Raw genomic sequence first — 22,187 nt, forward strand, 5'->3', positions numbered from 1 at the left:
ATCGCTGAATGAACTCATCGACTGAAGCCCAAGCCTTAAGCCTCGACGTCTATCGCAACCGCCGCGACCGCGTCCTCGCGGCGTTGCGCGAATCGGGCGGCGGCGTGGCGATCATCCCGACCGCGCGCGAAGTCATGCGCAACCGCGACGCCGATTACCCGTACCGCCACGACAGCTATTTCTACTACCTGACGGGTTTCACGGAACCGGAAGCCACGCTCGTTCTGGACGCCTCCGCCCATGCCGATGAACCCGCGGCCATCCTCTTCTGCCGCGAGAAAAACGTCGAACGCGAAACGTGGGAAGGCTTCCGCTACGGTCCCGAAGGCGCGCGCCTCGCGCTGGGTCTGGACGCGACATTCCCCATCGATCAGCTCGATGCCGAAATGCCCCGCCTTCTCGCCGATAAACCCGCCGTCCACTACGCGCTCGGCAGTTCGGCCGAACTCGATACACAGGTTCGCGGCTGGCTCGCGGCGGTGCGGGCGCAAAGCCGGATTGGCGTCAAGACGCCATCGAAAGCAGTGGATTTGCTGCCCGTGCTCGACGAAATGCGCCTGATCAAGGACGAGCACGAACTCTCGATCATGCGGCGCGCCGGCATTATTTCCGCCGAAGCGCATCGTCGCGCGATGCAAACCTGCCGTCCCGGCATGCATGAATACGAGATCGAAGCCGAGCTGCTCTACACGTTCCGCAAACGCGGCGCGCAAGGCCCGGCGTATGGTTCGATTGTCGCGGCCGGCGCGAACGCGTGCGTGCTGCATTACCCGGCGGGCAACGCGATTGCGCGCGAAGGCGATCTGATCCTGATCGATGCCGCGTGCGAACTCGACGGCTACGCGTCCGACATCACGCGCACGTTTCCGGCGAGCGGCCAGTTCACATCGGCGCAACGTGAGATTTACGACATCGTGCTGGCCGCGCAATATGCCGCCGTCGATGCCACCCGCGCCGGCGTGAGTTTCGACGCGCCGCACGAAGCGGCGGTGCGGGTCTTGTCGCAGGGATTGCTGGACACGGGGGTCCTCGACCGCAACAAATTTGCGACGGTCGACGACGTCATCGCCGAGCGCGCCTATCAGCGTTTCTACATGCACCGCACGGGCCATTGGCTCGGCATGGACGTGCACGACGCAGGCGATTATCGCGATGCAAACGCGCCGCTCGACGACCACGGTGCGCGCGCGTGGCGCACGTTGATGCCGGGCATGACGCTCACCATCGAGCCGGGTCTGTACATTCGCGCCGCCGCCGACGTGCCGGAACGCTACGCGGACATCGGCATTCGCATTGAAGACGACGCCATCGTCACCGCCGGCGGCTGCGAGCTGACAACGCGCGAAGTTCCCGTCGATGCCGACGAAATCGAAGCCTTGATGCGCGACGCGCAAACCTCCGATGCAAATTGAAACCACGGAAACCATCGGCCACGAATTGCCGGCCGATTATCACTTCGATATTGCTATTGTCGGCGCGGGGCCGGTCGGGCTCGCGCTCGCCGGTTGGCTGGCGAAGCGCAGCGCGACGTCGCGTTTGTCGGTCGCGCTGATCGATGCACGCGAACCCGGTTCCGCGTCGAACGATCCGCGCGCGATCGCGGTATCGCACGGAAGCCGCGCGATGCTGGAGTCGTCGCTGGGTTTTCCCGCCGATGCCACGCCGATCAAGCGCATTCATGTGTCGCAGCGCGGCCGGTTCGGTCGCACGTTGATCGATCACGATGAACACGGCCTGCCCGCGCTCGGTTACGTGGTGCGTTACGGCTCGCTGGTTTCGACTCTTTCGGACGCGGTGAGCAAGACCGGCGTGCGCTGGTTCACGCAAACAACGGCGTCCACACCCTTGCACGATCACGATGGCGTGACGCTGCCGATCCATTCATCGGCTGAAGGCAATCGTACGATCCGCGCGCGCATTCTGGTGAACGCCGAAGGTGGGTTGTACAAGGAAACGGACGCATCGACTTCGGTCAAGAACACCCGCGATTACGGACAAACGGCGATTGTCGGGACGGTCAGCGTGAGCTCGCCGCACCCGGGCGTTGCGTGGGAACGCTTCACGCCCGACGGTCCGATCGCGCTGTTGCCTTCCGGCGGCGCGCGTCAGGCGGATTACGCGCTCGTCTGGTGTTGCGCGCCGGAGGAAGCGGCGCGTCGTTCGCAACTTCCCGACGATGCATTTCTCGCCGAACTCGGCACGGCATTCGGCGAACGCATGGGCCGTTTCACAAAAATCACCGGCCGCGCGATGTTCCCGCTCGGACTCAACGCGCTGAACGCGCTGGTCGACCGGCGCACGGTCGCGATTGGCAATGCGGCGCAAACGCTGCATCCGGTTGCAGGACAAGGGCTCAATCTCGGTCTGCGCGATGCGCACGCTTTGTGCGATGCGTTATCGACGAACGGTCCCTCGAACGTTGCGCTCAGTCTTTTCGCGCAACGCCGCGCTTTGGATCGGCGGATGACGATTGGCGCCACGGATACGCTCGCGCGCGTTTTCACCATCGACTTTGCCCCGCTCGCCGCCATGCGCGGCCTTGCGTTGAGCGCATTGGAACTCGTGCCGCCAGTCAAAACCGTGCTGGCCCGGCAAATGATGTTCGGACAACGGCGCTAAACGTTTGCCACTCGTTTGCACTTCCAACGCGCTCCACACTTCGCGCCAGCGCGGCCAAATCTGCTGAGTTAGCCGCGCCAAAAATCGAGCGTTCACTCTATGGCGTTCGTAACTTTCATAGAAGATTTAACGACTTGCAACGCGATCCGAGCTAATTGACGCAGCGCGTTCGCGTTAAAATACGCGTTTCCGCCAACGCTTTTGCGTCTATTCAGATACGGACGCTGCCAGTTTCATGCCTATTTCCAAACCGGCCATCGGCCCCCATATCTTGCGCAACAATCTGTTCGTCGCCCCGATGGCCGGCGTGACCGACCGCCCGTTCCGGCAGTTGTGCAAACGCATGGGCGCGGGGTACGCGGTGTCCGAAATGGTCGCATCGAACGCGCAGTTGTGGAAAAGCGAAAAGACCATGCGCCGCGCGAATCACACCGGCGAGGTCGAGCCTATCTCGGTGCAGATCGCCGGCGCGGACCCGAAGATGCTCGCCGAAGCGGCGCGGCACAACGTCGCGAACGGCGCGCAGATCATCGATATCAACATGGGCTGCCCAGCCAAGAAAGTTTGCAACGTCGCGGCCGGTTCGGCCCTGTTGCAGAACGAAGCGCTGGTCGCCGAGATCGTGCAAGCCGTGGTGAATGCGGTCGGCGTGGGCCCGGACGCCGTGCCCGTCACGTTGAAAATACGCACTGGCTGGAATCGCGAAAACAAGAATGCGCTCAACATTGCGCGCATTGCGCAGGACGCGGGCATTTCCATGCTGACCGTGCATGGCCGCACGCGCGCCGATTTGTACAAGGGCGACGCGGAATACGAAACCATCGCGGCCGTCAAAGCCTCGGTGCGGATTCCAGTCGTGGCGAACGGCGACATAGGCACGCCGGAGAAAGCGCGCCACGTGCTGGCCGTAACCGGCGCGGACGCCATCATGATTGGACGAGCCGCGCAAGGACGCCCGTGGCTCTTTCGCGAGATCGAACATTTCCTGCTGACGGGCGAATATCTGCCTGCGCCGCGTATCGACGAAATCCAGCAGCTGATGAACGCGCATCTCGAAGATCACTATGATTTCTATGGCGAATTCACGGGCGTTCGTACAGCGCGCAAACACATCGGCTGGTACACTCGCGGCCTTTCCGGCGCCAATACGTTCAGACATCGGATGAACACGCTGGATTCCACACGAGAACAATTGCTCGCCGTGAACGAATTCTTCGACGCCCAAAAGGCGTTGTCCGACCGTCTCGTCTATGTCGAAGAACTCGGCTCAGACGGTAATAGCGGCGACAACGACGAAGCTTCAGAATCGTGCAGCACGCAGAACCACACAGACCGATTAGCCGCATGAGCAGACACAACATAGAACAATGCGTCCGCCAGAGCCTGGACAATTATTTCCAGGACCTGGACGGCTCGAAACCGCACGACGTCTACGAAATGGTGATTTCGTGCGTCGAAAAGCCGATGCTCGAAGTCGTGCTGAAACAAGCCGACGGCAACCAGTCGCTCGCAGCTGAGTATCTCGGCATCAATCGCAACACGCTGAGAAAGAAGCTTCAGCAGCACGGCCTGATCTGATTCATTTGTCGAATTAATGCACCTCCCGGACCGTCGCGGCGTACGGCGGTCGATCCGAATTTATTGATTCCCTCGACTCCCCTACCGGCTTCCGCCGTTCCCATCATGATCAAGCAAGCGCTCCTCTCTGTTTCAGACAAGTCCGGCATTGTTGAATTCGCGAAATCGCTGTCCGAGCTTGGCGTAAGCCTGCTTTCTACCGGCGGCACTGCAAAACTTCTCGCCGATGCCGGCCTGCCCGTCACCGAAGTCGCCGACTACACCGGGTTCCCGGAAATGCTCGACGGCCGCGTGAAAACGCTGCATCCGAAGGTTCACGGCGGCATTCTGGCGCGCCGCGACTTGCCCGAACATATGGCTGCGCTCGGCCAACACGAGATTCCGACCATCGACTTGCTGGTGGTGAATCTTTATCCGTTCGTGCAGACGGTATCGAAGGAAGAATGCTCGCTGGAAGACGCGATCGAGAACATTGATATTGGTGGCCCGACCATGTTGCGTTCGGCCGCAAAGAATCATCGCGATGTGACCGTGATCGTCGATCCTTCGGATTACGCGACGGTGCTCGAGGAAATGCGCTCGGCCAACAACACGGTCAGCTACCCGACGAACTTCCGGCTCGCGACCAAGGTATTCGCGCACACCGCGCAATACGATGGCGCGATCACGAACTATCTGACGAGCCTGACCGAAGCGCTGGAACACAAGAGCCGCAACACGTTTCCATCGACATTTAACCTCGCGTTCACCAAAGTGCAGGACCTGCGTTATGGCGAGAACCCGCATCAAAGCGCGGCGTTTTATCGCGATATCGCGACGTCCGCCGGCGCGCTCGCGAACTACGAGCAGTTGCAGGGCAAGGAACTGTCGTACAACAACATCGCGGATTCCGACGCTGCGTGGGAATGCGTCAAGACCTTCGACGTGCCGGCCTGCGTGATCGTCAAGCACGCGAATCCGTGCGGCGTGGCGGTCGGCGCGGACGCACACGAAGCGTATTCGAAGGCGTTCCAGACGGATCCTACTTCGGCGTTCGGCGGGATCATCGCGTTCAATCGCGAAGTCGATGAAGCCGCCGCGCAAGCCGTCGCGAAGCAGTTCGTGGAAGTGCTGATGGCGCCTTCTTTCAGCGACGCAGCCAGGCAGATTTTTGCGGCCAAGCAGAACGTGCGTTTGCTGAAAATCGATCTCGGCGATGGCCATAACGCGTTCGACCTGAAGCGCGTGGGCGGCGGTCTGCTGGTTCAATCGCTGGATTCGAAGAACGTTCAGCCGCACGAACTGCGCGTGGTCACGAAGCGTCACCCGACGCCTAAGGAAATGGACGACCTGATGTTCGCGTGGCGCGTCGCGAAGTACGTAAAGTCGAACGCCATTGTGTTCTGCGGCGGCGGCATGACGCTCGGCGTGGGCGCGGGGCAAATGAGCCGCGTGGATTCGGCGCGTATTGCGAGCATCAAGGCGCAGAACGCGGGTTTGTCGCTGGCGGGTTCCGCGGTGGCATCGGACGCGTTCTTCCCGTTCCGCGACGGCCTCGACGTGGTGGTAAACGCGGGCGCGACCTGCGTGATCCAGCCGGGCGGCTCCATGCGCGATGACGAAGTCGTCGCTGCGGCGGACGAACACAATATTGCGATGGTGCTCACCGGCACGCGCCACTTCCGCCATTAAGAACGTCTGAAATTCGCACAGCCCGGTGGCCGTCAGGTTCACCGGGCTTTTTACTTTTTGCGCCGCGCTGTTAGTATCGCAAGCACTACGTTCCAACGGCATTCCATGAGAATTCTCGGCATTGACCCGGGTCTGCGCGTGACGGGATTCGGCGTCATCGATAAAACCGGCCACACGCTGACTTACGTGACCAGCGGCGTCATCAAGACGGCGGACGCTGATTTGCCGTCGCGTCTGAACACGATATTCGAGGGCATTTCGACGCTCGTGCGGCAACACTCGCCGGATCAATCGGCTATAGAAAAAGTGTTCGTCAACGTCAATCCTCAATCCACGCTGCTGCTCGGCCAGGCTCGTGGCGCAGCCATTTGCGGACTGGTCGCGAACGGCGTGCCCGTCGCCGAATACACGGCTTTGCAATTGAAGCAAGCCGTGGTGGGCTACGGCCGCGCAACGAAAGAGCAGATGCAGCAGATGGTGGTGCGCTTGCTTGCGCTTTCGGGCGTGCCCAGCACGGACGCCGCCGATGCCCTCGGCATGGCCATCTGCCACGCGCACGCGGGAGGCGCGACGGCAATCCTCGGCGGCATTGCGCCATCGCTGGCAAAGAAGGGCTTGCGCGTTCGGCGCGGCCGCCTTGTCGGCTAACTCCATTACAAGATCCTCAACATGATTGGTCGCATTGCAGGCGTCTTGCTTGAAAAAAACCCACCGTATTTGCTCGTCGATTGCGGCGGTGTGGGCTATGAAATCGCCGTGCCGATGAGCACCTTCTACAACCTGCCGAACAGCGGCGAAAAGATCGTGCTGCTGACGCAGTTGATCGTGCGCGAGGACGCGCATTTGCTCTACGGCTTCGGTACGCAACAGGAGCGCACGACCTTTCGCGAGTTGCTCAAGATCAGCGGAATCGGTGCGCGTATGGCCTTGGCGGTGCTGTCGGGCATGAGCGTCCAGGAACTCGCGCAAGCGGTGACAATGCAAGATGCCGCGCGCCTGACGCGTACGCCGGGTATTGGCAAGAAGACGGCGGAGCGGCTGTTGCTTGAATTGAAGGGCAAACTCGGCGCGGATCTGGGGACGGCATCAGGCACTGTGGCCGGCCCGGATCACGCGAGCGATATCCTGAACGCTTTGCTGGCATTGGGTTACTCCGAAAAAGAGGCACTCATGGCGGTGAAAAATGTTCCCGCGGGAACAGGTGTTTCAGAGGGCATCAAGCTCGCCCTGAAGGCACTATCGTTTCAACCCACACGCTGATGCGCAAGCGCGACTCGAACCGGATCAAGCAAGAACGGATTTAGTGTCCCACGTCGTTGATCCGGCCAACAGTCGGCCGATTGGCCAGCTTTCGGCGCTTTAGTCACGCGGTACAATCGACGCATGATAGAAACCGACAAACTCGCCGCCGAACGCATCATCTCGGCCACTCCGGTCTCGCCGAATGAGGAAGTGTTCGAGCGGGCGTTGCGGCCGCGCCAGCTCGAGGAATACGTCGGGCAGGAAAAGATCCGGGATCAGTTGCAAATCTTTATTGAAGCCGCCCGCAGGCGCTCCGAGGCGCTCGATCACGTACTGCTGTTCGGGCCGCCCGGTCTCGGCAAAACCACGCTCGCGCACATCATTGCGCGAGAAATGGGCGTGAATTTGCGGCAGACGTCGGGACCGGTGCTGGAACGCGCCGGCGATCTTGCCGCGTTGCTGACAAACCTTGAAAAGAACGACGTACTTTTCATCGATGAAATTCATCGGCTGTCGCCGGTTGTCGAGGAAATCCTGTACCCGGCGCTCGAGGATTATCAGATCGACATCATGATCGGCGAAGGCCCGGCGGCGCGCAGCGTGAAGCTGGATTTGCAGCCGTTCACGCTGGTCGGCGCAACGACCCGCGCCGGGATGCTGACCAATCCGCTGCGGGACCGCTTCGGGATTGTGTCGCGGCTCGAGTTTTATACCGCGAGCGAATTGGCTCGGATCGTCACACGATCGGCATCGTTATTGAAAGCGAATATTGTCCCGGAAGGAGCGTTCGAGATTGCCAAACGCGCGCGCGGTACGCCGCGTATTGCAAACCGTCTGCTCCGGCGCGTGCGCGATTACGCCGAGGTGCGGGCGAACGGCAATATCACGGCTGATGTCGCCGATGCCGCTTTGAAAATGCTCGACGTCGATCCCGTCGGCTTCGACCTGATGGACCGCAAGCTTCTGGAAGCCATTTTGTACAAATTCGATGGCGGCCCGGTCGGTGTGGACAATCTGGCTGCGGCAATTGGCGAAGAGCGCGACACGATTGAAGACGTGCTGGAGCCTTATCTAATCCAGCAAGGTTATTTGCAGCGCACGCCGCGCGGACGCGTTGCCACGCTGCTTACTTATCGTCATTTTGGGCTTGCGGCACCCGATGCCGGCCCTGTTCGGGATCTCTGGGACGCGAACTCGCCCGAATAGCTGCTTAGCGGGGCACTTCCTTCAGGTCGTCGTCGCTGCTGGGCGCGGCCAGATGCGCAACGTTGCCCCACGCGACGACCTTCGCGTGACCATTTTCGAAGTCCACCGTGTTGATGCTCGTGTTCAGCAACAACCAATCGCGAGGCACTTCGAGCGGGATTCCGCACGCATACCGGTAGATGCAGTCCAGCACGCCGCCATGCGCCACGCATGCAATTCGCCCACCCGGATGCGCTGCCACGATGGGTTCAACGGCGTTCAACACCCGCCGCGAAAATTCCCGTTGAGATTCACCGTCGGGCGGGGCGAAATCGGGATCGTGGCTCTGCCAGACGGCATGTTCGGCAGGATACTTGGCCAGGATCTCCGCGCTGTCGTGGCCTTGAAAACCGCCATACAAACGCTCGCGCAGCCCTTCGTTCAGTTTCAGCGATAACCCGAGCGCATCGGCAAAAGGCCTGGCCGTTTGCTGCGCACGTTGCAGGTCGCTGGAATAGACCGCATCGATCCGTGCGCCAGATTTCGACTCGAACAATAGCCGCTGGGCGAGTTGTTCGGCCTGCGCGACTCCGCTTGCGCTGAGCGGAATATCGATATGCCCCTGAATCCGCTTGATGCGATTCCAGTCGGTCTCGCCGTGTCTGATAAAGAGGACTTGCGTAATCATCGGGATTCCAAAGGATGCGCTTGGGATGGGCCGGCGCTATGTGCGGACATCAGGGACTTACTTGCAGCCAGAACGTGACCGGCCCGTCGTTCACCAGCGACACCTGCATGTCTGCGCCGAACTCACCCGTCTCGACAATCGGATGGGCATTACGCGCCTGTGCAACGAAATAATTGAAGAGCTTGAGGCCTTCGTCCGGCGGCGCTGCCGGCGTGAAGCTCGGCCGCAAGCCGCTGGATGTATCGGCGGCGAGCGTGAATTGCGATACCAGCAGCACGCCGCCAACACGCCCGGCACCATCGATATCCCGTACCGGAAGATTCATCTTGCCGGCTGCGTCGCTGAACACTCGGTACGCGAGCATTTTCGCCAGCAGCTTGTCCGCCGCTGCGGGCGTGTCGCCGCGTTCGGCGCACACGAGCGCCAGCAGGCCTGTATCGATAGCGCCCGTCACGCGCCCTTCCACACGAACATCGGCGCGCAAAACGCGTTGAATGAGCGCAATCACGGACTCAAGCCGTCAGCGTGACGCGCGCAAAGCGACGTTTGCCGACTTGCACGACAAACTCGCCGGCTTCGACTTTCAGGCCCTTGTCCGACACGATCGCGCCATCGATTTTCACGCCGTTCTGCTCGATATTGCGCAGCGCTTCGCTCGTCGATGGAACCAGTCCTGCCTGCTTCAGCAACTGCCCGATGGCAAGCGGCGCACCGCTCAGCGTGACCGATGCAATCTCGTCCGGCACCCCGCCCTTCGCCCGATGATTGAAGTCTTCAAGCGCCCGTTCGGCATCAGCCGGCGAGTGGAATCGCGCGACGATTTCCTGCCCGAGCAACACCTTGAAATCGCGCGGATTACGGCCGCCTTCGGCTTCGCTCTTGAACCGCGCGATCTCTTCCATGCTTCTGAACGACAGCAGTTCGAAATAGCGCCACATGAGCGTGTCGGAAATGCTCATCAGCTTGCCGAACATGTCCGCGGGCTTCTCGCTGATTCCGATGTAGTTGTGCTTCGACTTCGACATCTTCTCGACGCCATCCAGCCCTTCCAGCAGCGGCATGGTCAAGATGCACTGCTGTTCTTGCCCATACTGTTTTTGCAACTCGCGCCCAACCAGCAGATTGAACTTCTGGTCCGTGCCGCCGAGTTCCAGGTCGGCGTTCAGCGCCACCGAGTCGTATCCCTGCATGAGCGGGTACAGCAACTCGTGAATGGAGATCGGCATGCCGCCCTGATAACGCTTGGTGAAATCTTCGCGCTCGAGAATACGCGCAACCGTGTAACGCGACGCAAGCTTGATCATGCCGTCGGCGCCAAGCGGCATCGACCATTCGCTGTTGTAGCGAATCTCGGTTTTCTCGCGATCCAGCACCAGCGTGGCCTGTTCGAAATACGTCTTCGCGTTCGACTCGATCTGTTCGCGCGTCAGCGGCGGGCGCGTGGCGTTACGCCCCGATGGATCGCCAATCAGCGACGTGAAATCGCCGATCAGGAAAATGACCGTATGGCCCAAGTCCTGCAGCTGACGCATTTTGTTCAGCACAACCGTATGGCCGATGTGAATATCGGGCGCGGTCGGATCAAGGCCAAGCTTGATACGCAGCGGCTTGCCGCTCAACGCGCTGCGCGCAAGTTTCTGCGCGAACTCTGCTTCGATCAGCAGTTCGTCGCAACCCCGTTTCGCGATGGCAAGCGCGGCTTGCACTTCGTCGGTGAGGGGCAAGGTTTTCGCAGCCGAAGCCGGAGAGTCGTTCGGTTCTGTGCTCATGCTTGCAACTTTTCGGATGATTTATTCGGGATGCGGATAAAGCGCGCATCGGGTAATGGTCGCGGCGCTGCGGCTCGTCTGCAATGCTTCGCGAGTTCAAAATCAGCGCGACTTTCACTCGGTTCAGGGATCGGATTTTACGTGATGTCGTGCGCATTCGCCCCGTTTTCCCGGCGCGTTAGCCATTCGGCCAGCTTTTCAGTGCCAACAACGACGAATTTGAACGTAAAACACGGCCGAATGGCTAACGCTGCGTTCGACGGCTTAACGACGCGCTTTGATGCGTGGATAATTCACTCGTGGCGGTCGTCCGGACCGTAGGTTTGCATCGAATCGAAAGGGAGAGGCAACGTGGCGCGACGTACCGAAGCAGGAGAAGCAGGCAACGCAGCGGACGGCGTGTATTTCGGGCTCATGTCCGGCACGAGTATGGACGGGGTCGACGGCGTTGCTGTGCAATTCACCACGGGCAAGCCGCCGGTGGTGCTTGGCGAGGCGCACGTAGGATTCTCGGAAGGCCTGCGTGAAGCTCTCTTCGCCCTTCAGGCGCCCGGCGAAAACGAGCTCGAGCGCGAAGCGCTGGCCGCAAACGCGCTAGCCACGCGTTACGCGGTGTGCTGTCACGAACTGGCGAGCATGAGCGGTTACTCCGCTGCCAAGGTTCGCGCGATCGGCGTACACGGGCAAACGGTGCGGCATCGGCCGGAGAAAGCCTATACGCGACAGATCAACAATCCTGCGTTACTTGCCGAGATGACGAACATCGACATTGTTGCGGACTTTCGCAGCCGCGACGTCGCTGCGGGCGGTCAAGGCGCGCCGCTTGTCCCTGCGTTTCACGCGACCATTTTTGGTTCGACGAACGAAACCCGCGTGGTCTGCAACCTGGGTGGTATCAGCAACATTACGGTTTTATTGGCGGGCGGCGGTGTTCACGGCTTCGATTGCGGCCCAGCAAACGCACTGCTCGACGAATGGGCGCACCGCCACTTGAATCGTCCGTTCGACGAAAGCGGTCATTTCGCTTCGCAAGGACAGGTGAATCGGCCATTGTTGAACGCGCTGCTCGATGAACCGTTTTTCGAACAGCAGCCGCCTAAAAGTACCGGACGCGATCTGTTCAACCCCGCATGGCTCGATGCAAAGCTCGCCGGATTCAACACGGTTTCACCCGCCGACGTCCAGGCGACGCTCGTTGCGCTCACGGCAATCACCATTGCACGGGAAATCGAGCGGCATGCGTCCGATTGCCGAGCGGTCTATGTCTGCGGAGGTGGTGCACGCAATCCGGTACTTATGAGCGCAATCCAGCAGGCGCTCGCCGACACGGGCGTGTCGGGCGTTCCTGTCATGACAACGGACGCGCTCGGCGTGCCGCCACAACAGGTCGAGGCGTTGGCATTCGCGTGGCTGGCAATGCGCTGCGTGGCCCGCGAAGCCGGAAATGTGCCGGCAGTAACGGGCGCTGCGGGTGAGCGGGTTCTCGGCGCTATTTATCCGCGCTGACTACGCTCGGTTCCGCAATAGAAACAAAAACGGAGCCCGCAGGCTCCGTTTCATTGCAACATCGAATGAAGTGCTCTGACCAGAATCAAGCCGAGAACGAAGATCCGCAGCCGCACGTGCTGGTTGCATTCGGATTCTTGATCACGAACTGCGCGCCATTTAGATCGTCTTTATAGTCGATCTCAGCGCCAACGAGGTATTGATAGCTCATTGAATCGATCAGAAGCTGGACGCCGGCTTTGTCCATCACGGTGTCGTCTTCGTTGATAGCTTCGTCGAAGGTAAAGCCGTACTGGAAGCCCGAACAGCCGCCGCCCTGCACGAACACGCGCAGCTTCAATTCCGGGTTGCCTTCTTCGTCGATCAGTTGCTTGACCTTGTCCGCGGCTGCATCCGTGAAAACGAACGGCAGCGGCATTTCGGTCGTGGGGGTATCGGTGACAGCGTTCATTCGAACTCTCCAAAAAAGCTTCTAGTGCCTATTGTAGGGCTGATCTCAATATCGTGCTGGAAGCCCATGTAATCAATAGGCTATCGCGCCACAGTATCCCGAATTTGCCACGGCCGCTTGAATGGTGTCGGCCAAGCAACGTACTCGATTAATGAAATCAACGAAAAAAGCCGCCAGCGCATACACGCGGGCGGCTTTCTGAGCCATTTCGCCGCCAAAGCGACGAAACCGCCAAACAGATTAACGCTTCGAGAATTGCTTCCGGCGACGTGCCTTGTGGAAACCAACCTTCTTACGTTCGACTTCACGAGCATCGCGGGTAACGAAGCCAGCTTGCGACAGCGTGGGCTTCAGCGTAGCGTCGTAGTCCATCAGCGCGCGGGTGATGCCGTGGCGAACTGCACCGGCCTGACCCGTCTCACCGCCGCCGTTCACGTTGACCTTGATGTCGAACGTGGTGGCGTGGCTCGTCAGTTCGAGCGGCTGGCGCACGATCATCAGTGACGTTTCGCGCGAGAAGTAATCAGCAATGGGCTTGCCATTGACAATGATCTCGCCCGTGCCGGACTTGATGAACACGCGGGCAACGGCGCTCTTGCGGCGGCCCGTACCGTAATTCCAATTACCGATCATATGGGCTCCCTTTAGATCTCGAGCGCTTTAGGCTGTTGAGCCGTATGCGGATGCGTTGCGCCAGCGTAGACCTTGAGCTTCTTGATCATAGCGTAGCCGAGCGGACCTTTCGGCAACATGCCCTTAACGGCTTTCTCGAACGCGCGGCCCGGGAAGCGTTCTTGCATCTTGTTGAACGTCGTTTCGTAGATGCCGCCCGGATAGCCCGAGTGACGGTAGTACTTCTTGTCAGTACCCTTGTTGCCCGTGACGCGCAACTTGCTGGCGTTGATGATGACGATGAAATCGCCAGTGTCGACGTGCGGGGTGAACTCGGGTTTGTGCTTGCCGCGAAGTCGGGCGGCCACTTCACTGGCGACACGTCCGAGAACCTTATCCGTCGCGTCAATCACGTACCATTCACGCGTCACCTCATGGGCTTTTGCGGAAAACGTCTTCATGATCGATCCAAAAAATAATTCTGCCCTACTTTGTCCCGCTTGTATGTTCGTGCGCATCGAGGCGCGTGCGGGCTCTCCCTGGTTCTCGTCCGCGGGCATGGTGCGGATAGAGAACTTTGAATTATAAGGGAAATTTTGGTGCGAAGTCAAAACAAGCTGAAACGGCGCTCGGCCGGCCTTGGTTGCTTTGAATTTCGGCGCCGTGGCGCCAGCCTCGTCAGCCGTAGAACATCGGAAAAGACGAGCGAAAAAAAGCCCGAGCCTTGGGCTCGGGCTGAATCCACCTAGGAGGAGGTGGAGGAGACAGGAGCAAGTATATGAACTGGTTTTGTGCAAAGCAAGTAAATTTACATCGTGAGATTGAATTTCATAATGCAAAATATCGAAACGAGCCGAGCATGGTGAAAATATCGTTTTGAATCAAACATTTGAACAAGCCAGTCGGCCGAAAGACGCGCCATCAGCGTTGTTATACACCCTTCTCTCGATAGGGAAATTCCCGATTTACCAGCCTGATCGCGCCGCAGCACCGCTATTGAAAAACCGGGGCAGAAACGCCAGCTATGATTCCGGCAATAAGCTAAAACGCTACAATCACCGGGAATAGACAAGTGCCGAACGGCACCGGAGTTTTCTCATGGAATGCAAAGTTAGCTGGATGGGACAAGACGGAATGGCATTCGCTGCAGAAACGGGCAGCGGCCATCTGGTCACTATGGATGGCGCGCCGGAGGGCGGCGGACGCAACTTATCCCCGCGTCCAATGGAAATGGTCCTTCTAGGCACGGGCGGCTGCACCGCGTACGACGTCGTGATGATCCTGAAGAAAAGCCGTCAGGAAGTCGTCGGATGCTCGGTGACGCTTAAAGCCGAACGCGCGAGCGAAGATCCGAAGGTTTTTACAAAGATTCACTTTCACTTCACGGTGACGGGCAAGAACCTGAATCCGGCGACCGTGGAACGCGCAATCACGCTTTCGCACGACAAATACTGTTCCGCCTCGATCATGCTGGCGAAGACGGCCGAACTGACGCATTCGTTCGATATCGTTCCGAGCTAGAAGCGGTATCGAAGAAAAAAGATGAAAAAAGCCGGCGTCACTGACGCCGGCTTTCTTTTTGATTAGTCACAAAGCAGGCCGATAAGCCGGATTCTGTGCGCATCCAGCGCCCGAAAGCGTGAACGCGTGGCAGCCATTCCTCTAGTCGCGCCATTACTGGCGCGCTCAAGCTCCCTACCCGCAGACGAGACGGAGGCACCGTCCTGCATCGCGAAGATGCGCGCCTGCCTACTTGGAATTGCTCCGGGTGGAGGTTACCTTGCCGGTCTGCCTTGCAGCAGCCGCGGTGCGCTCTTACCGCACCGTTTCACCCTTACCTGATCCCCAGGCTTGCGCCCGGGGCCATCGGCGGTTTGCTTTCTGTTGCCCTGTTCCGCGTGTCGCCACGGATGGCCGTTAGCCATCACCCTGCCTGTTGGAGTCCGGACTTTCCTCGCCCTTTCCGGCCGAAACCGGATCAGCCGCGACTGCCTGACCTACTTTGCGATGCAAATTTTAACATGCGCCGGATTCGCTCAGGCTGTAGATCAAAGCCCGTTACGACGACGTCCAGAGCGGAAAACCTGCGCGTCATCGTAGAAAGAATGCGCTTCGTTTTCCGGCCACCATCCCGGGACGCCCAGCACGGGCAGCGGTGTGAAGCATCGGCTGGAAATGGCTTCGGACGCGAGGCGGCTGGATACTTTGTGATCGAGAATCGCACGGCGTTCGGCCTCTGCGGCAAGGAAATAGGCCGGCTCGACTTCTACGATCCACGCATGCCCCGTGCATGCCTTGTACGGCGCGATCAGCTTTTCGAGCAGCGCATGGCCAAAAATCCGCGCTTCGCAAGCCGTTCCCCAAGCCGCCCGATGTTCAATAAACACCGCGCGCCAATCAAAAGCCCGAAGCGCAGCCGCGATCGACAGGTCGGCGCAAGCAAACAAGACGGCGTTTTCATCGAAGAGTGTTAGGGCATCGCGCGTGGCGCCACGGCTTGAGCCGATGCCGAGCGCATCGATTTCCGCCGCCTGGCGCGCGTTGAGGGCGGCCTTGATGCGCGGATACTGAAACCACATCGCGCCGTTGAAGAAATCGTGGAGATTGTGGCGCGTCGGCACACATCCGGTCGCGGCAATGTGCCCTTCGTACGATGCGCCCGCGGGCAAATCGTCCTGCGCGATGAACGACAAAAGCTCGCCGCGCCCGGTCGCCCTTGGTTCGGCGCGTGCATCGGCGTTCAATGTGGAGAGATATGCGGGATAACTTTCGAGCGCCGACTGCTGCCAGTGTGCGCCGCGCTCGGCCAACGGGGCAAGCCAGGCGCGCGACCAGTCGATATCAGCGAAACCCGGCAGTGTGCGCGCATCAAACAATGTCGGCGGCCGCCCGGCGTTTCGAGCTGAATCAGACATGCGCCCGGCGTGGCTTTAAACCAGCCGCCAGCCGATTGATTCGCCGCCACCGAGCGGCACGATTTCGTTATCGCCGGCCATGAATTCAGCCGGCAACGTCCATTCCTCGCGACGAAGCGTGACCTGCTCGGTGGCGCGCGGCAAGCCGTAGAAATCGGCGCCATGGAAACTTGCAAAACCTTCGAGCTTGTCGAGCGCGCCGGCTTGATCGAAGGCTTGGGTATAAAGCTCCAGCGCGTGCAGCGCCGTGTAGCAACCCGCGCAACCGCAAGCGTGCTCCTTCAAACCTTTCGCATGCGGTGCGCTGTCCGTGCCGAGGAAAAATCGCGGATTCCCCGATGTCGCCGCCGCCAGCAACGCCACCCGATGCGTCTCGCGCTTCAACACCGGCAAGCAGTAGTAATGCGGCCGAATCCCGCCCACGAACAACGCATTTCGGTTGTACAGCAGATGATGCGCGGTCAGCGTCGCGCCAGTCGGACCGTCGGCATCGCGGACATAATCGGCGGCATCTTTGGTCGTGATGTGCTCGAACACGACATTCAGCGCCGGAAAATCGCGCCGCAAAGGCGTCATCACGCGATCGATAAACACCTTCTCGCGATCGAACATATCGATAGCCGGGTCCGTCACCTCGCCATGCACGAGGAGCGGCAAGTCATGCTCCTGCATCGCTTCCAGCGTTTTCGCGCACTTCGCGATGCTCGTCACGCCCGCGTCGGAATTGGTCGTCGCGCCCGCCGGATAAAGCTTCACGCCATGCACAAAGCCGCTTTCGCGCGCGCGACGGATCTCGTCGGGCGGGGTGTTATCGGTGAGATAAAGGGTCATTAGCGGTTCGAACTTCGCGCCCGGACCGTCCTTCGGCAACGCTGCCAGGATTCGCCCACGATACGCCGCCGCCATTTCGGTCGTCGTCACCGGCGGCCGCAGGTTCGGCATGATGATCGCCCGGCCAAACTGACGCGCGGTGTGCGGCAAAACGACGGCGAGCACCGCACCGTCGCGCACGTGCAGATGCCAGTCATCGGGACGGGTGAGGGTTACGGAATCAGCGGAAACTGCGGACGAAGATGCGGACATGGGCGTGGTGACGATGAGAATATTCGGAATAGGCCGGCGGCACGACAGGCCGTCATTTTGCAGCCGACCAAACCGGTAACTTTGCCTCGCCGCGCGCTTTAGCACCGTGGAAATTCAACAACGATGCCACGAACGGCTCGAAGACGCGATTTTTTGGCGGTTTTGTCGGTGCTATGCTTTGGGTACTCGTATTGTAACGGGTAGCTCCATTCACCCAGTCTGCAGCCCCAGCAATGTGCCAACTTCTCGGAATGAACTGCGCGGAACCCACGGACGTGACGTTCTCGTTCACCGGTTTCGCGGCGCGTGGCGGCGTGACCGACCATCACGCGGATGGTTGGGGGATTGCGTTCTTCGAAGACAAGGCGTGCCGGCTTTTCATCGATCATCAGTCGTCGGCAAGCTCTCCGCTCGCCGAGATGGTGAAGCGTTACCCGATCAAGTCCAAGAACACGATCGCGCATATCCGCAAGGCCACGCAGGGACACATTCTGCTGGAAAACTGCCATCCGTTCATGCGCGAGCTGTGGGGCCGGCACTGGATTTTCGCGCACAACGGCGACTTAAAGGACTACAAGCCTTGTCTGAACGGCCAGTATCAGCCGGTCGGCACAACGGACAGCGAACTTGCATTCTGCGCGTTGCTGCAAGGGCTCCGGCGCGAGTTTCCAGGCAGCCAGCCGCCGCTCGATGAACTCTTTGCCGCGCTCGAAAGGCTGACGCGCGAAATCACGCAGTTCGGCGTGTTCAACTTCCTGATGTCGAACGGCCAGGCACTGTTCTCGCATTGCTCGACGCATTTGTACTATCTGGTACGCAGCTGGCCGTTCTCGACGGCTCATTTGATCGATGCCGACATGTCGATCGATTTCGCGAAATACACCACGCCCGAAGATCGCGTGGCGGTGATCGCAACGTCGCCACTCACCGACGATGAAATCTGGACCCGCTTCGAACCGGGCGACCTGGCGTGGTTCCAGCACGGTGCGCTGCTGAAAACGGTTAACGTGCCAGTCCCGGCAGAGGTCGCGGAAAAAGCGCGCGAACCGTTGTGCAAGGTTTGCGTCGAGTCGGTATTGCGCGCGGATACTATCGAAACGACTGCCGACGTGGAGACCGAACTCGGCATTGAATAGCATTACACTTTGAAGATCACCTGAACTCACGCTCGTTCCACTCACCCGGGAGCACATGCCATGTCAGGAAAGTTCGTCATCGATAAAGCCCGCAACGGCCAGTTCTACTTCAACCTTCGCGCCGGCAACGGCGAACCCATCCTCAAAAGTGAAATGTACGTGACGCGGGCTTCCGCGGAACACGGCATTGCATCGGTGAAAACCAATGCGCTGCTCGACGAACGCTACGAGCGCAAAACCGATAAAAGCGGCGCGCCATACTTCAATTTGAAGGCGGGGAATCACGAGATTATCGGCGTGAGCGAAGCGTATAGCAGCACGTCGGCACGCGACGCCGGCATTGAATCCGTGAAGAAAAATGCGCCGGACGCGATAACGCAGGACAACACGAAGGCGCACGACTAAATTGAAAAGGCCGTTCCAACGCGAGTTGAAACGGCCTTTTTGAATGAAGCGCCCGGAACGTGAATACGTCCGGGCGAAAAACGTCAGTGCAAGATCTTCGCCAAAAAGTCCTTGGCCCGATCCGATTTCGGATTGTCGAAGAACGCATCCTTCTTGTCGTCTTCGACAATCAAGCCGCGGTCCATGAAAATCACTCGATGCGCGACTTTCTTCGCGAAGCCCATTTCGTGCGTCACGCACATCATGGTCATGCCTTCTTGCGCGAGTTCGACCATGACGTCGAGCACTTCGTTGATCATTTCCGGGTCGAGCGCGGACGTGGGTTCGTCGAAAAGCATGGCGATCGGATCCATCGATAACGCCCGCGCAATCGCCACACGCTGTTGCTGACCGCCCGACAACTGGCCGGGAAATTTATCGGCTTGAGCGGAAAGACCCACGCGATCCAGCAACTTCAAACCCTTGGCCGTTGCTTCGTCCTTCGAACGCCCCAGTACCTTGATCTGCGCCAGCGTCAGGTTCTGCACAATCGACAAATGCGGAAACAGTTCGAAGTGCTGGAACACCATGCCAACCTTCGCGCGCAGCTTCGACAGATTCGTTTTCTTGTCGCCGATCGACTGACCGTTGATGGTGATCTCGCCTTTCTGAAACGGCTCGAGTCCGTTCACGGTTTTGATCAGCGTGGATTTACCCGAACCCGAAGGTCCGCAGACCACGACCACTTCGCCCTTTTTGACTTCCGTCGTGCAATCGGTGAGCACTTGAAACGGGCCATACCACTTCGAAACATTCTTGAGTGAGATCATCGAGCGACCTTTTTCTGAAGACTTTTGACCAGACCGGATGCGGCCAGGCACACCACGAAATAACAGGCGCCGGCGAACAACACCATCTCGACGGTCGTTCCGTCGCGGTCACCCACGTTCGTTGCCGTGCGGAAAAAATCCGCGAGGCTGATCACGTACACAAGCGACGTATCCTGGAACAACACAATGGCCTGCGTGAGCAGCAACGGCACCATTGCGCGAAACGCCTGCGGCAGGATGATGAGTTTCATCGACTGCATGTAGGTCATGCCGAGCGCGAACGCCGCGTTCACCTGCCCGCGCGACACCGCCTGAATGCCCGCGCGAATGATCTCCGAATAGTACGCAGCCTCGAAGAGCGAGAACGCGACCATTGCGGAAGCCAGGCGAATATCGACTTCCGCCGACAAACCCAGCACATTTTGCAGGAATTGCGGGACGATCAAAAAGAACCACAGCAAGACCATGACGAGCGGTATCGATCGAAACAGCGTGACGTAGCCCTTCGCAAACCATACAAGCGGTTTCACGCCCGAAAGACGCAGCAACGCGAGCACCGTTCCCCACAAGATCCCGAACACGAGCGCGAGCACCGTGATCTTGAACGTGATGATGGCGCCGGTCCAAAGCGTAGGCAGCGAACTAATGACGCCGCTCCAGTTGAAGTGATGCATTATTTGCCTCCAATGTAGCCAGGCAACCGGGTTTTCGCTTCCACCCAGCGCATCAGTTGCATGACGATCAGATTGATCAGCATGTAGGCAAGCGTCACGGCAATGAACGACTCATACGACTGCGCGGTGTAGTCCACCAGTTGCCGCGCTTGCGCCGACAACTCGAGCAGACCGATGGTCGATGCCACCGCCGAGTTCTTGAACACGTTCAGGAACTCGGACGTGAGCGGCGGCACGATCATCCGGTACGCAACCGGCATCAGGATGTACCTGTACGTCTGCCATTCGGTGAAGCCCATTGCAAGGCCCGCGGCGCGCTGTCCGCGCGGCAAGGTGGCGATGCCCGAGCGCACTTGCTCGCACACGCGAGCACCGGTGAACAGCCCGAGACAGACAATGGATGATGTATAGAACTGCACGTTCGGCGGCAGTTGCTTGAACCAGTTGCCAATGGATGGCGGCAGCAATTCGGGTATCACGAGATACCAGATGAAGAACTGCACGAGCAGAGGAATATTGCGAAAGATCGCGACGTAAACGGTGCCGATAGTCGCAAGCTTGCGATTGGGCACCGTGCGCAGAATGCCGAACAGCGAACCCACGACGAGCGCCACGACCCATGAAGCAAGCGAGACGGTGACGGTCACCCAGAAACCGGAAATAAGCCAGCCGAGATACGTGGTCGGCTCGCCAGTCGAGACAGGGCTTAAGAAAACGCCCCAGTTCCAGTGGTAGGACATGAACTCCCTCCAAAAGAAAACGGAAGAAGCAGCGCTCCTTCCGTTTCCATCAATCCAGACGAGATCGAGATTAGTCGATAGCCTTGTCGTTCGGGCTCTTGAAAAGAGCCTTCATGTCGTCGCTTTCCGGGAAGTTCAGGTTCAGGCCCTTCGGCGGAATCGGGCTTTCGAACCACTTCTTGTAGATCTTGTCGCCTTCACCCGAGGTTTCGACCTTGGCGATAGCGTCATCGACTACCTTCTTGAATTCCGGATCGTTCTTGCGCAGCATGCAGCCATACGCTTCACGCGACTGCGGCGCGCCGACGATCACGAAGTCCTGCGGGTTGCTCGACTTCGCGCGTTCGCCGGCCAGCAACGCGTCATCCATCATGAAGGCAACGGCGCGTCCCGTCGACAGCGTCAAAAACGAATCGCCGTGATCCTTTGCGCTGATGATGTTCATGCCCATGCTCTTGTCCTGATTCATCTTGCGAAGCAGGCGCTCGGACGTGGTGCCTGCGGTCGTTACAACCGTCTTGCCCTTCAGGTCGGCAAAGTCCTTGATCCCCGAATCCTTCTTGGTCATCAGGCGCGTGCTGATCACGAAGATGGTGTTCGAGAACGCGACTTGTTGCTGGCGTTCCAGGTTGTTCGTGGTCGAGCCGCACTCGAGGTCGATCTGATTACCCGTCACGAGCAGCAGGCGGTTCTGCGAAGTAACCGATTTCTGCTGGATCTTCAGGTTCGGCATGTTGAGCTTTTCCTTGACGGCGTCGACCACCTTCAAGGCGAACTCATACGAATAACCGATGACTTGTTGCTTGTCGTCGTAATACGAAAACGGAATCGACGACTCGCGGAAACCCAGGTAGATATTTCCGGAATCCTTGATCTTCTTAAGCGTATCGTTATTTTGGGCTTGCGCGCCTGAGGCAAAAACACCCAAGGCAGCGAGCAGCAGTGCGGCTTTTTTAAACTTCATGGTTGTGATCTCCTTGAAAACGGGGCAATTTTAGCAGGGTAATAAAGTTGAAAGAATGAATGTTGTCCACACTTGCTAATTTTGAGACACCCGCTGTACGCCTTGCGCAGCGCGCACTTTAACGACTTTTCGGTCATTGC

24 protein-coding genes and 1 other RNA gene are annotated in these 22,187 nt (G+C 59.2%); 12 read left to right on the forward strand and 13 right to left on the reverse strand.

Going from position 1 to position 22,187, the window contains the following annotated elements:
- Positions 1 to 8: 8 nt before the first annotated feature.
- The 8 genes from ASG35_RS08860 to ruvB all read left to right on the forward strand — a co-directional run bounded on the left by ASG35_RS08860 (position 9) and on the right by ruvB (position 8,316).
- Entirely contained in the window at positions 9 to 1,412 is a 1,404-nt protein-coding gene (locus tag ASG35_RS08860) for an aminopeptidase P N-terminal domain-containing protein (RefSeq protein ID WP_056355680.1), read from the forward strand.
- Positions 1,402 to 2,619: a UbiH/UbiF/VisC/COQ6 family ubiquinone biosynthesis hydroxylase gene (locus ASG35_RS08865; RefSeq protein WP_056355682.1), complete on the forward strand. Its 1,218-nt coding sequence runs from the start codon at positions 1,402 to 1,404 to the stop codon at positions 2,617 to 2,619. Before ASG35_RS08860 ends, ASG35_RS08865 begins: the two co-directional genes overlap by 11 nt.
- Before the next feature lie 235 nt (positions 2,620 to 2,854).
- Entirely contained in the window at positions 2,855 to 3,967 is a 1,113-nt protein-coding gene (gene dusB / locus ASG35_RS08870; protein ID WP_056355684.1) for a tRNA dihydrouridine synthase DusB, read from the forward strand.
- Positions 3,964 to 4,197, forward strand: a complete 234-nt coding sequence (locus tag ASG35_RS08875; protein WP_056355686.1) for a Fis family transcriptional regulator — start codon at positions 3,964 to 3,966, stop codon at positions 4,195 to 4,197. The genes dusB and ASG35_RS08875 overlap by 4 nt, the downstream gene beginning before the upstream one ends.
- 105 nt (positions 4,198 to 4,302) lie before the next feature.
- Positions 4,303 to 5,868, forward strand: a complete 1,566-nt coding sequence (purH, locus tag ASG35_RS08880) for a bifunctional phosphoribosylaminoimidazolecarboxamide formyltransferase/IMP cyclohydrolase (RefSeq protein WP_056355688.1) — start codon at positions 4,303 to 4,305, stop codon at positions 5,866 to 5,868.
- Positions 5,869 to 5,973: 105 nt separating this feature from the next.
- Positions 5,974 to 6,516, forward strand: a complete 543-nt coding sequence (ruvC, locus tag ASG35_RS08885) for a crossover junction endodeoxyribonuclease RuvC (RefSeq protein ID WP_056355690.1) — start codon at positions 5,974 to 5,976, stop codon at positions 6,514 to 6,516.
- Between the two features lie 21 nt (positions 6,517 to 6,537).
- The gene (gene ruvA / locus ASG35_RS08890) at positions 6,538 to 7,128 is read left to right on the forward strand and encodes a Holliday junction branch migration protein RuvA (protein ID WP_056355692.1); all 591 of its coding nucleotides are present in this window, start codon (positions 6,538 to 6,540) and stop codon (positions 7,126 to 7,128) included.
- Positions 7,129 to 7,251: 123 nt separating this feature from the next.
- On the forward strand, positions 7,252 to 8,316 hold the full coding sequence (gene ruvB, locus ASG35_RS08895; protein ID WP_056355694.1) for a Holliday junction branch migration DNA helicase RuvB: 1,065 nt from the start codon (positions 7,252 to 7,254) through the stop codon (positions 8,314 to 8,316).
- A 4-nt stretch (positions 8,317 to 8,320) separates the two neighbouring features.
- Here ruvB and ASG35_RS08900 read toward each other — a convergent pair whose 3' ends face one another.
- The 3 genes from ASG35_RS08900 to tyrS are packed head-to-tail and all read right to left on the reverse strand — an operon-like array spanning position 8,321 to position 10,752.
- Entirely contained in the window at positions 8,321 to 8,983 is a 663-nt protein-coding gene (locus ASG35_RS08900) for a histidine phosphatase family protein (protein WP_056355695.1), read from the reverse strand.
- A 49-nt stretch (positions 8,984 to 9,032) separates the two neighbouring features.
- On the reverse strand, positions 9,033 to 9,491 hold the full coding sequence (gene dtd / locus ASG35_RS08905; RefSeq protein WP_056355697.1) for a D-aminoacyl-tRNA deacylase: 459 nt from the start codon (positions 9,489 to 9,491) through the stop codon (positions 9,033 to 9,035).
- A gap of 4 nt (positions 9,492 to 9,495) precedes the next feature.
- The gene (tyrS, locus tag ASG35_RS08910; RefSeq protein ID WP_056355699.1) at positions 9,496 to 10,752 is read right to left on the reverse strand and encodes a tyrosine--tRNA ligase; all 1,257 of its coding nucleotides are present in this window, start codon (positions 10,750 to 10,752) and stop codon (positions 9,496 to 9,498) included.
- Between the two features lie 351 nt (positions 10,753 to 11,103).
- Here tyrS and ASG35_RS08915 point away from each other — a divergent pair, with 351 nt between their 5' ends.
- Positions 11,104 to 12,258, forward strand: a complete 1,155-nt coding sequence (locus ASG35_RS08915; protein ID WP_200945700.1) for an anhydro-N-acetylmuramic acid kinase — start codon at positions 11,104 to 11,106, stop codon at positions 12,256 to 12,258.
- Positions 12,259 to 12,343: 85 nt separating this feature from the next.
- On the opposite strand, the gene erpA is transcribed toward ASG35_RS08915, so the two are convergent.
- The 3 genes from erpA to rplM form a co-directional block, all read right to left on the reverse strand.
- The gene (erpA, locus tag ASG35_RS08920) at positions 12,344 to 12,709 is read right to left on the reverse strand and encodes an iron-sulfur cluster insertion protein ErpA (RefSeq protein ID WP_031357523.1); all 366 of its coding nucleotides are present in this window, start codon (positions 12,707 to 12,709) and stop codon (positions 12,344 to 12,346) included.
- A 240-nt stretch (positions 12,710 to 12,949) separates the two neighbouring features.
- The gene (gene rpsI, locus ASG35_RS08925; RefSeq protein ID WP_056355701.1) at positions 12,950 to 13,342 is read right to left on the reverse strand and encodes a 30S ribosomal protein S9; all 393 of its coding nucleotides are present in this window, start codon (positions 13,340 to 13,342) and stop codon (positions 12,950 to 12,952) included.
- 11 nt (positions 13,343 to 13,353) lie between these two features.
- Positions 13,354 to 13,782: a 50S ribosomal protein L13 gene (rplM, locus tag ASG35_RS08930; protein ID WP_031357525.1), complete on the reverse strand. Its 429-nt coding sequence runs from the start codon at positions 13,780 to 13,782 to the stop codon at positions 13,354 to 13,356.
- A gap of 637 nt (positions 13,783 to 14,419) precedes the next feature.
- Between rplM and ASG35_RS08935 the strand changes: the two genes are divergently transcribed.
- A complete protein-coding gene (locus ASG35_RS08935) occupies positions 14,420 to 14,842 on the forward strand; it encodes an OsmC family protein (RefSeq protein ID WP_056355704.1) in 423 nt (140 codons plus the stop codon).
- Between the two features lie 66 nt (positions 14,843 to 14,908).
- On the opposite strand, the gene rnpB is transcribed toward ASG35_RS08935, so the two are convergent.
- From rnpB to pyrC, 3 genes are all read right to left on the reverse strand, one after another.
- Positions 14,909 to 15,325: RNase P RNA component class A (gene rnpB, locus ASG35_RS09185), an RNA gene on the reverse strand.
- A gap of 44 nt (positions 15,326 to 15,369) precedes the next feature.
- On the reverse strand, positions 15,370 to 16,236 hold the full coding sequence (locus ASG35_RS08940) for a DUF3025 domain-containing protein (RefSeq protein ID WP_056355706.1): 867 nt from the start codon (positions 16,234 to 16,236) through the stop codon (positions 15,370 to 15,372).
- 15 nt (positions 16,237 to 16,251) lie between these two features.
- Complete coding sequence (gene pyrC, locus ASG35_RS08945) at positions 16,252 to 17,319, reverse strand: dihydroorotase (protein ID WP_056355708.1); 1,068 nt, start codon at positions 17,317 to 17,319, stop codon at positions 16,252 to 16,254.
- 233 nt (positions 17,320 to 17,552) lie between these two features.
- On the opposite strand from pyrC, the gene ASG35_RS08950 reads away from it, so the two are divergent.
- Complete coding sequence (locus ASG35_RS08950) at positions 17,553 to 18,455, forward strand: class II glutamine amidotransferase (protein ID WP_082508298.1); 903 nt, start codon at positions 17,553 to 17,555, stop codon at positions 18,453 to 18,455.
- Positions 18,456 to 18,515: 60 nt separating this feature from the next.
- The gene (locus ASG35_RS08955; RefSeq protein WP_056355710.1) at positions 18,516 to 18,860 is read left to right on the forward strand and encodes a YegP family protein; all 345 of its coding nucleotides are present in this window, start codon (positions 18,516 to 18,518) and stop codon (positions 18,858 to 18,860) included.
- Between the two features lie 83 nt (positions 18,861 to 18,943).
- On the opposite strand, the gene ASG35_RS08960 is transcribed toward ASG35_RS08955, so the two are convergent.
- The 4 genes from ASG35_RS08960 to ASG35_RS08975 all read right to left on the reverse strand — a co-directional run bounded on the left by ASG35_RS08960 (position 18,944) and on the right by ASG35_RS08975 (position 22,047).
- On the reverse strand, positions 18,944 to 19,669 hold the full coding sequence (locus ASG35_RS08960; protein WP_056355711.1) for an amino acid ABC transporter ATP-binding protein: 726 nt from the start codon (positions 19,667 to 19,669) through the stop codon (positions 18,944 to 18,946).
- Positions 19,666 to 20,343, reverse strand: coding sequence for a glutamate/aspartate ABC transporter permease GltK (gltK, locus tag ASG35_RS08965; RefSeq protein WP_056355714.1), 678 nt, complete (start codon positions 20,341 to 20,343; stop codon positions 19,666 to 19,668). Before gltK ends, ASG35_RS08960 begins: the two co-directional genes overlap by 4 nt.
- Positions 20,343 to 21,083, reverse strand: coding sequence for an amino acid ABC transporter permease (locus tag ASG35_RS08970; protein WP_056355716.1), 741 nt, complete (start codon positions 21,081 to 21,083; stop codon positions 20,343 to 20,345). The genes gltK and ASG35_RS08970 overlap by 1 nt, the downstream gene beginning before the upstream one ends.
- A 70-nt stretch (positions 21,084 to 21,153) precedes the next feature.
- The gene (locus ASG35_RS08975; RefSeq protein ID WP_056355718.1) at positions 21,154 to 22,047 is read right to left on the reverse strand and encodes a glutamate/aspartate ABC transporter substrate-binding protein; all 894 of its coding nucleotides are present in this window, start codon (positions 22,045 to 22,047) and stop codon (positions 21,154 to 21,156) included.
- Positions 22,048 to 22,187: the final 140 nt, after the last annotated feature.

Source organism: Burkholderia sp. Leaf177 (assembly GCF_001424345.1).
Lineage (GTDB): Bacteria > Pseudomonadota > Gammaproteobacteria > Burkholderiales > Burkholderiaceae > Caballeronia.

Excerpts from the sequence above, each read along its gene's own strand:
- ASG35_RS08960 (WP_056355711.1), bottom strand. The coding sequence starts at position 19,669 with ATGATCTCACTCAAGAATGTTTCGAAGTGGTATGGCCCGTTTCAAGTG.
- ASG35_RS08935 (WP_056355704.1), top strand. The coding sequence starts at position 14,420 with ATGGAATGCAAAGTTAGCTGGATGGGACAAGACGGAATGGCATTCGCT.
- ruvC (WP_056355690.1), top strand. The coding sequence starts at position 5,974 with ATGAGAATTCTCGGCATTGACCCGGGTCTGCGCGTGACGGGATTCGGC.
- erpA (WP_031357523.1), bottom strand. The coding sequence starts at position 12,709 with ATGAACGCTGTCACCGATACCCCCACGACCGAAATGCCGCTGCCGTTC.
- ASG35_RS08865 (WP_056355682.1), top strand. The coding sequence starts at position 1,402 with ATGCAAATTGAAACCACGGAAACCATCGGCCACGAATTGCCGGCCGAT.
- ASG35_RS08955 (WP_056355710.1), top strand. The coding sequence starts at position 18,516 with ATGTCAGGAAAGTTCGTCATCGATAAAGCCCGCAACGGCCAGTTCTAC.
- rplM (WP_031357525.1), bottom strand. The coding sequence starts at position 13,782 with ATGAAGACGTTTTCCGCAAAAGCCCATGAGGTGACGCGTGAATGGTAC.
- pyrC (WP_056355708.1), bottom strand. The coding sequence starts at position 17,319 with ATGTCCGCATCTTCGTCCGCAGTTTCCGCTGATTCCGTAACCCTCACC.
- ASG35_RS08875 (WP_056355686.1), top strand. The coding sequence starts at position 3,964 with ATGAGCAGACACAACATAGAACAATGCGTCCGCCAGAGCCTGGACAAT.
- rpsI (WP_056355701.1), bottom strand. The coding sequence starts at position 13,342 with ATGATCGGTAATTGGAATTACGGTACGGGCCGCCGCAAGAGCGCCGTT.
- tyrS (WP_056355699.1), bottom strand. The coding sequence starts at position 10,752 with ATGAGCACAGAACCGAACGACTCTCCGGCTTCGGCTGCGAAAACCTTG.
- ASG35_RS08950 (WP_082508298.1), top strand. The coding sequence starts at position 17,553 with ATGTGCCAACTTCTCGGAATGAACTGCGCGGAACCCACGGACGTGACG.
- ASG35_RS08975 (WP_056355718.1), bottom strand. The coding sequence starts at position 22,047 with ATGAAGTTTAAAAAAGCCGCACTGCTGCTCGCTGCCTTGGGTGTTTTT.
- gltK (WP_056355714.1), bottom strand. The coding sequence starts at position 20,343 with ATGCATCACTTCAACTGGAGCGGCGTCATTAGTTCGCTGCCTACGCTT.
- ASG35_RS08970 (WP_056355716.1), bottom strand. The coding sequence starts at position 21,083 with ATGTCCTACCACTGGAACTGGGGCGTTTTCTTAAGCCCTGTCTCGACT.
- ASG35_RS08860 (WP_056355680.1), top strand. The coding sequence starts at position 9 with ATGAACTCATCGACTGAAGCCCAAGCCTTAAGCCTCGACGTCTATCGC.
- ruvA (WP_056355692.1), top strand. The coding sequence starts at position 6,538 with ATGATTGGTCGCATTGCAGGCGTCTTGCTTGAAAAAAACCCACCGTAT.
- dusB (WP_056355684.1), top strand. The coding sequence starts at position 2,855 with ATGCCTATTTCCAAACCGGCCATCGGCCCCCATATCTTGCGCAACAAT.
- ruvB (WP_056355694.1), top strand. The coding sequence starts at position 7,252 with ATGATAGAAACCGACAAACTCGCCGCCGAACGCATCATCTCGGCCACT.
- ASG35_RS08900 (WP_056355695.1), bottom strand. The coding sequence starts at position 8,983 with ATGATTACGCAAGTCCTCTTTATCAGACACGGCGAGACCGACTGGAAT.
- ASG35_RS08940 (WP_056355706.1), bottom strand. The coding sequence starts at position 16,236 with ATGTCTGATTCAGCTCGAAACGCCGGGCGGCCGCCGACATTGTTTGAT.
- purH (WP_056355688.1), top strand. The coding sequence starts at position 4,303 with ATGATCAAGCAAGCGCTCCTCTCTGTTTCAGACAAGTCCGGCATTGTT.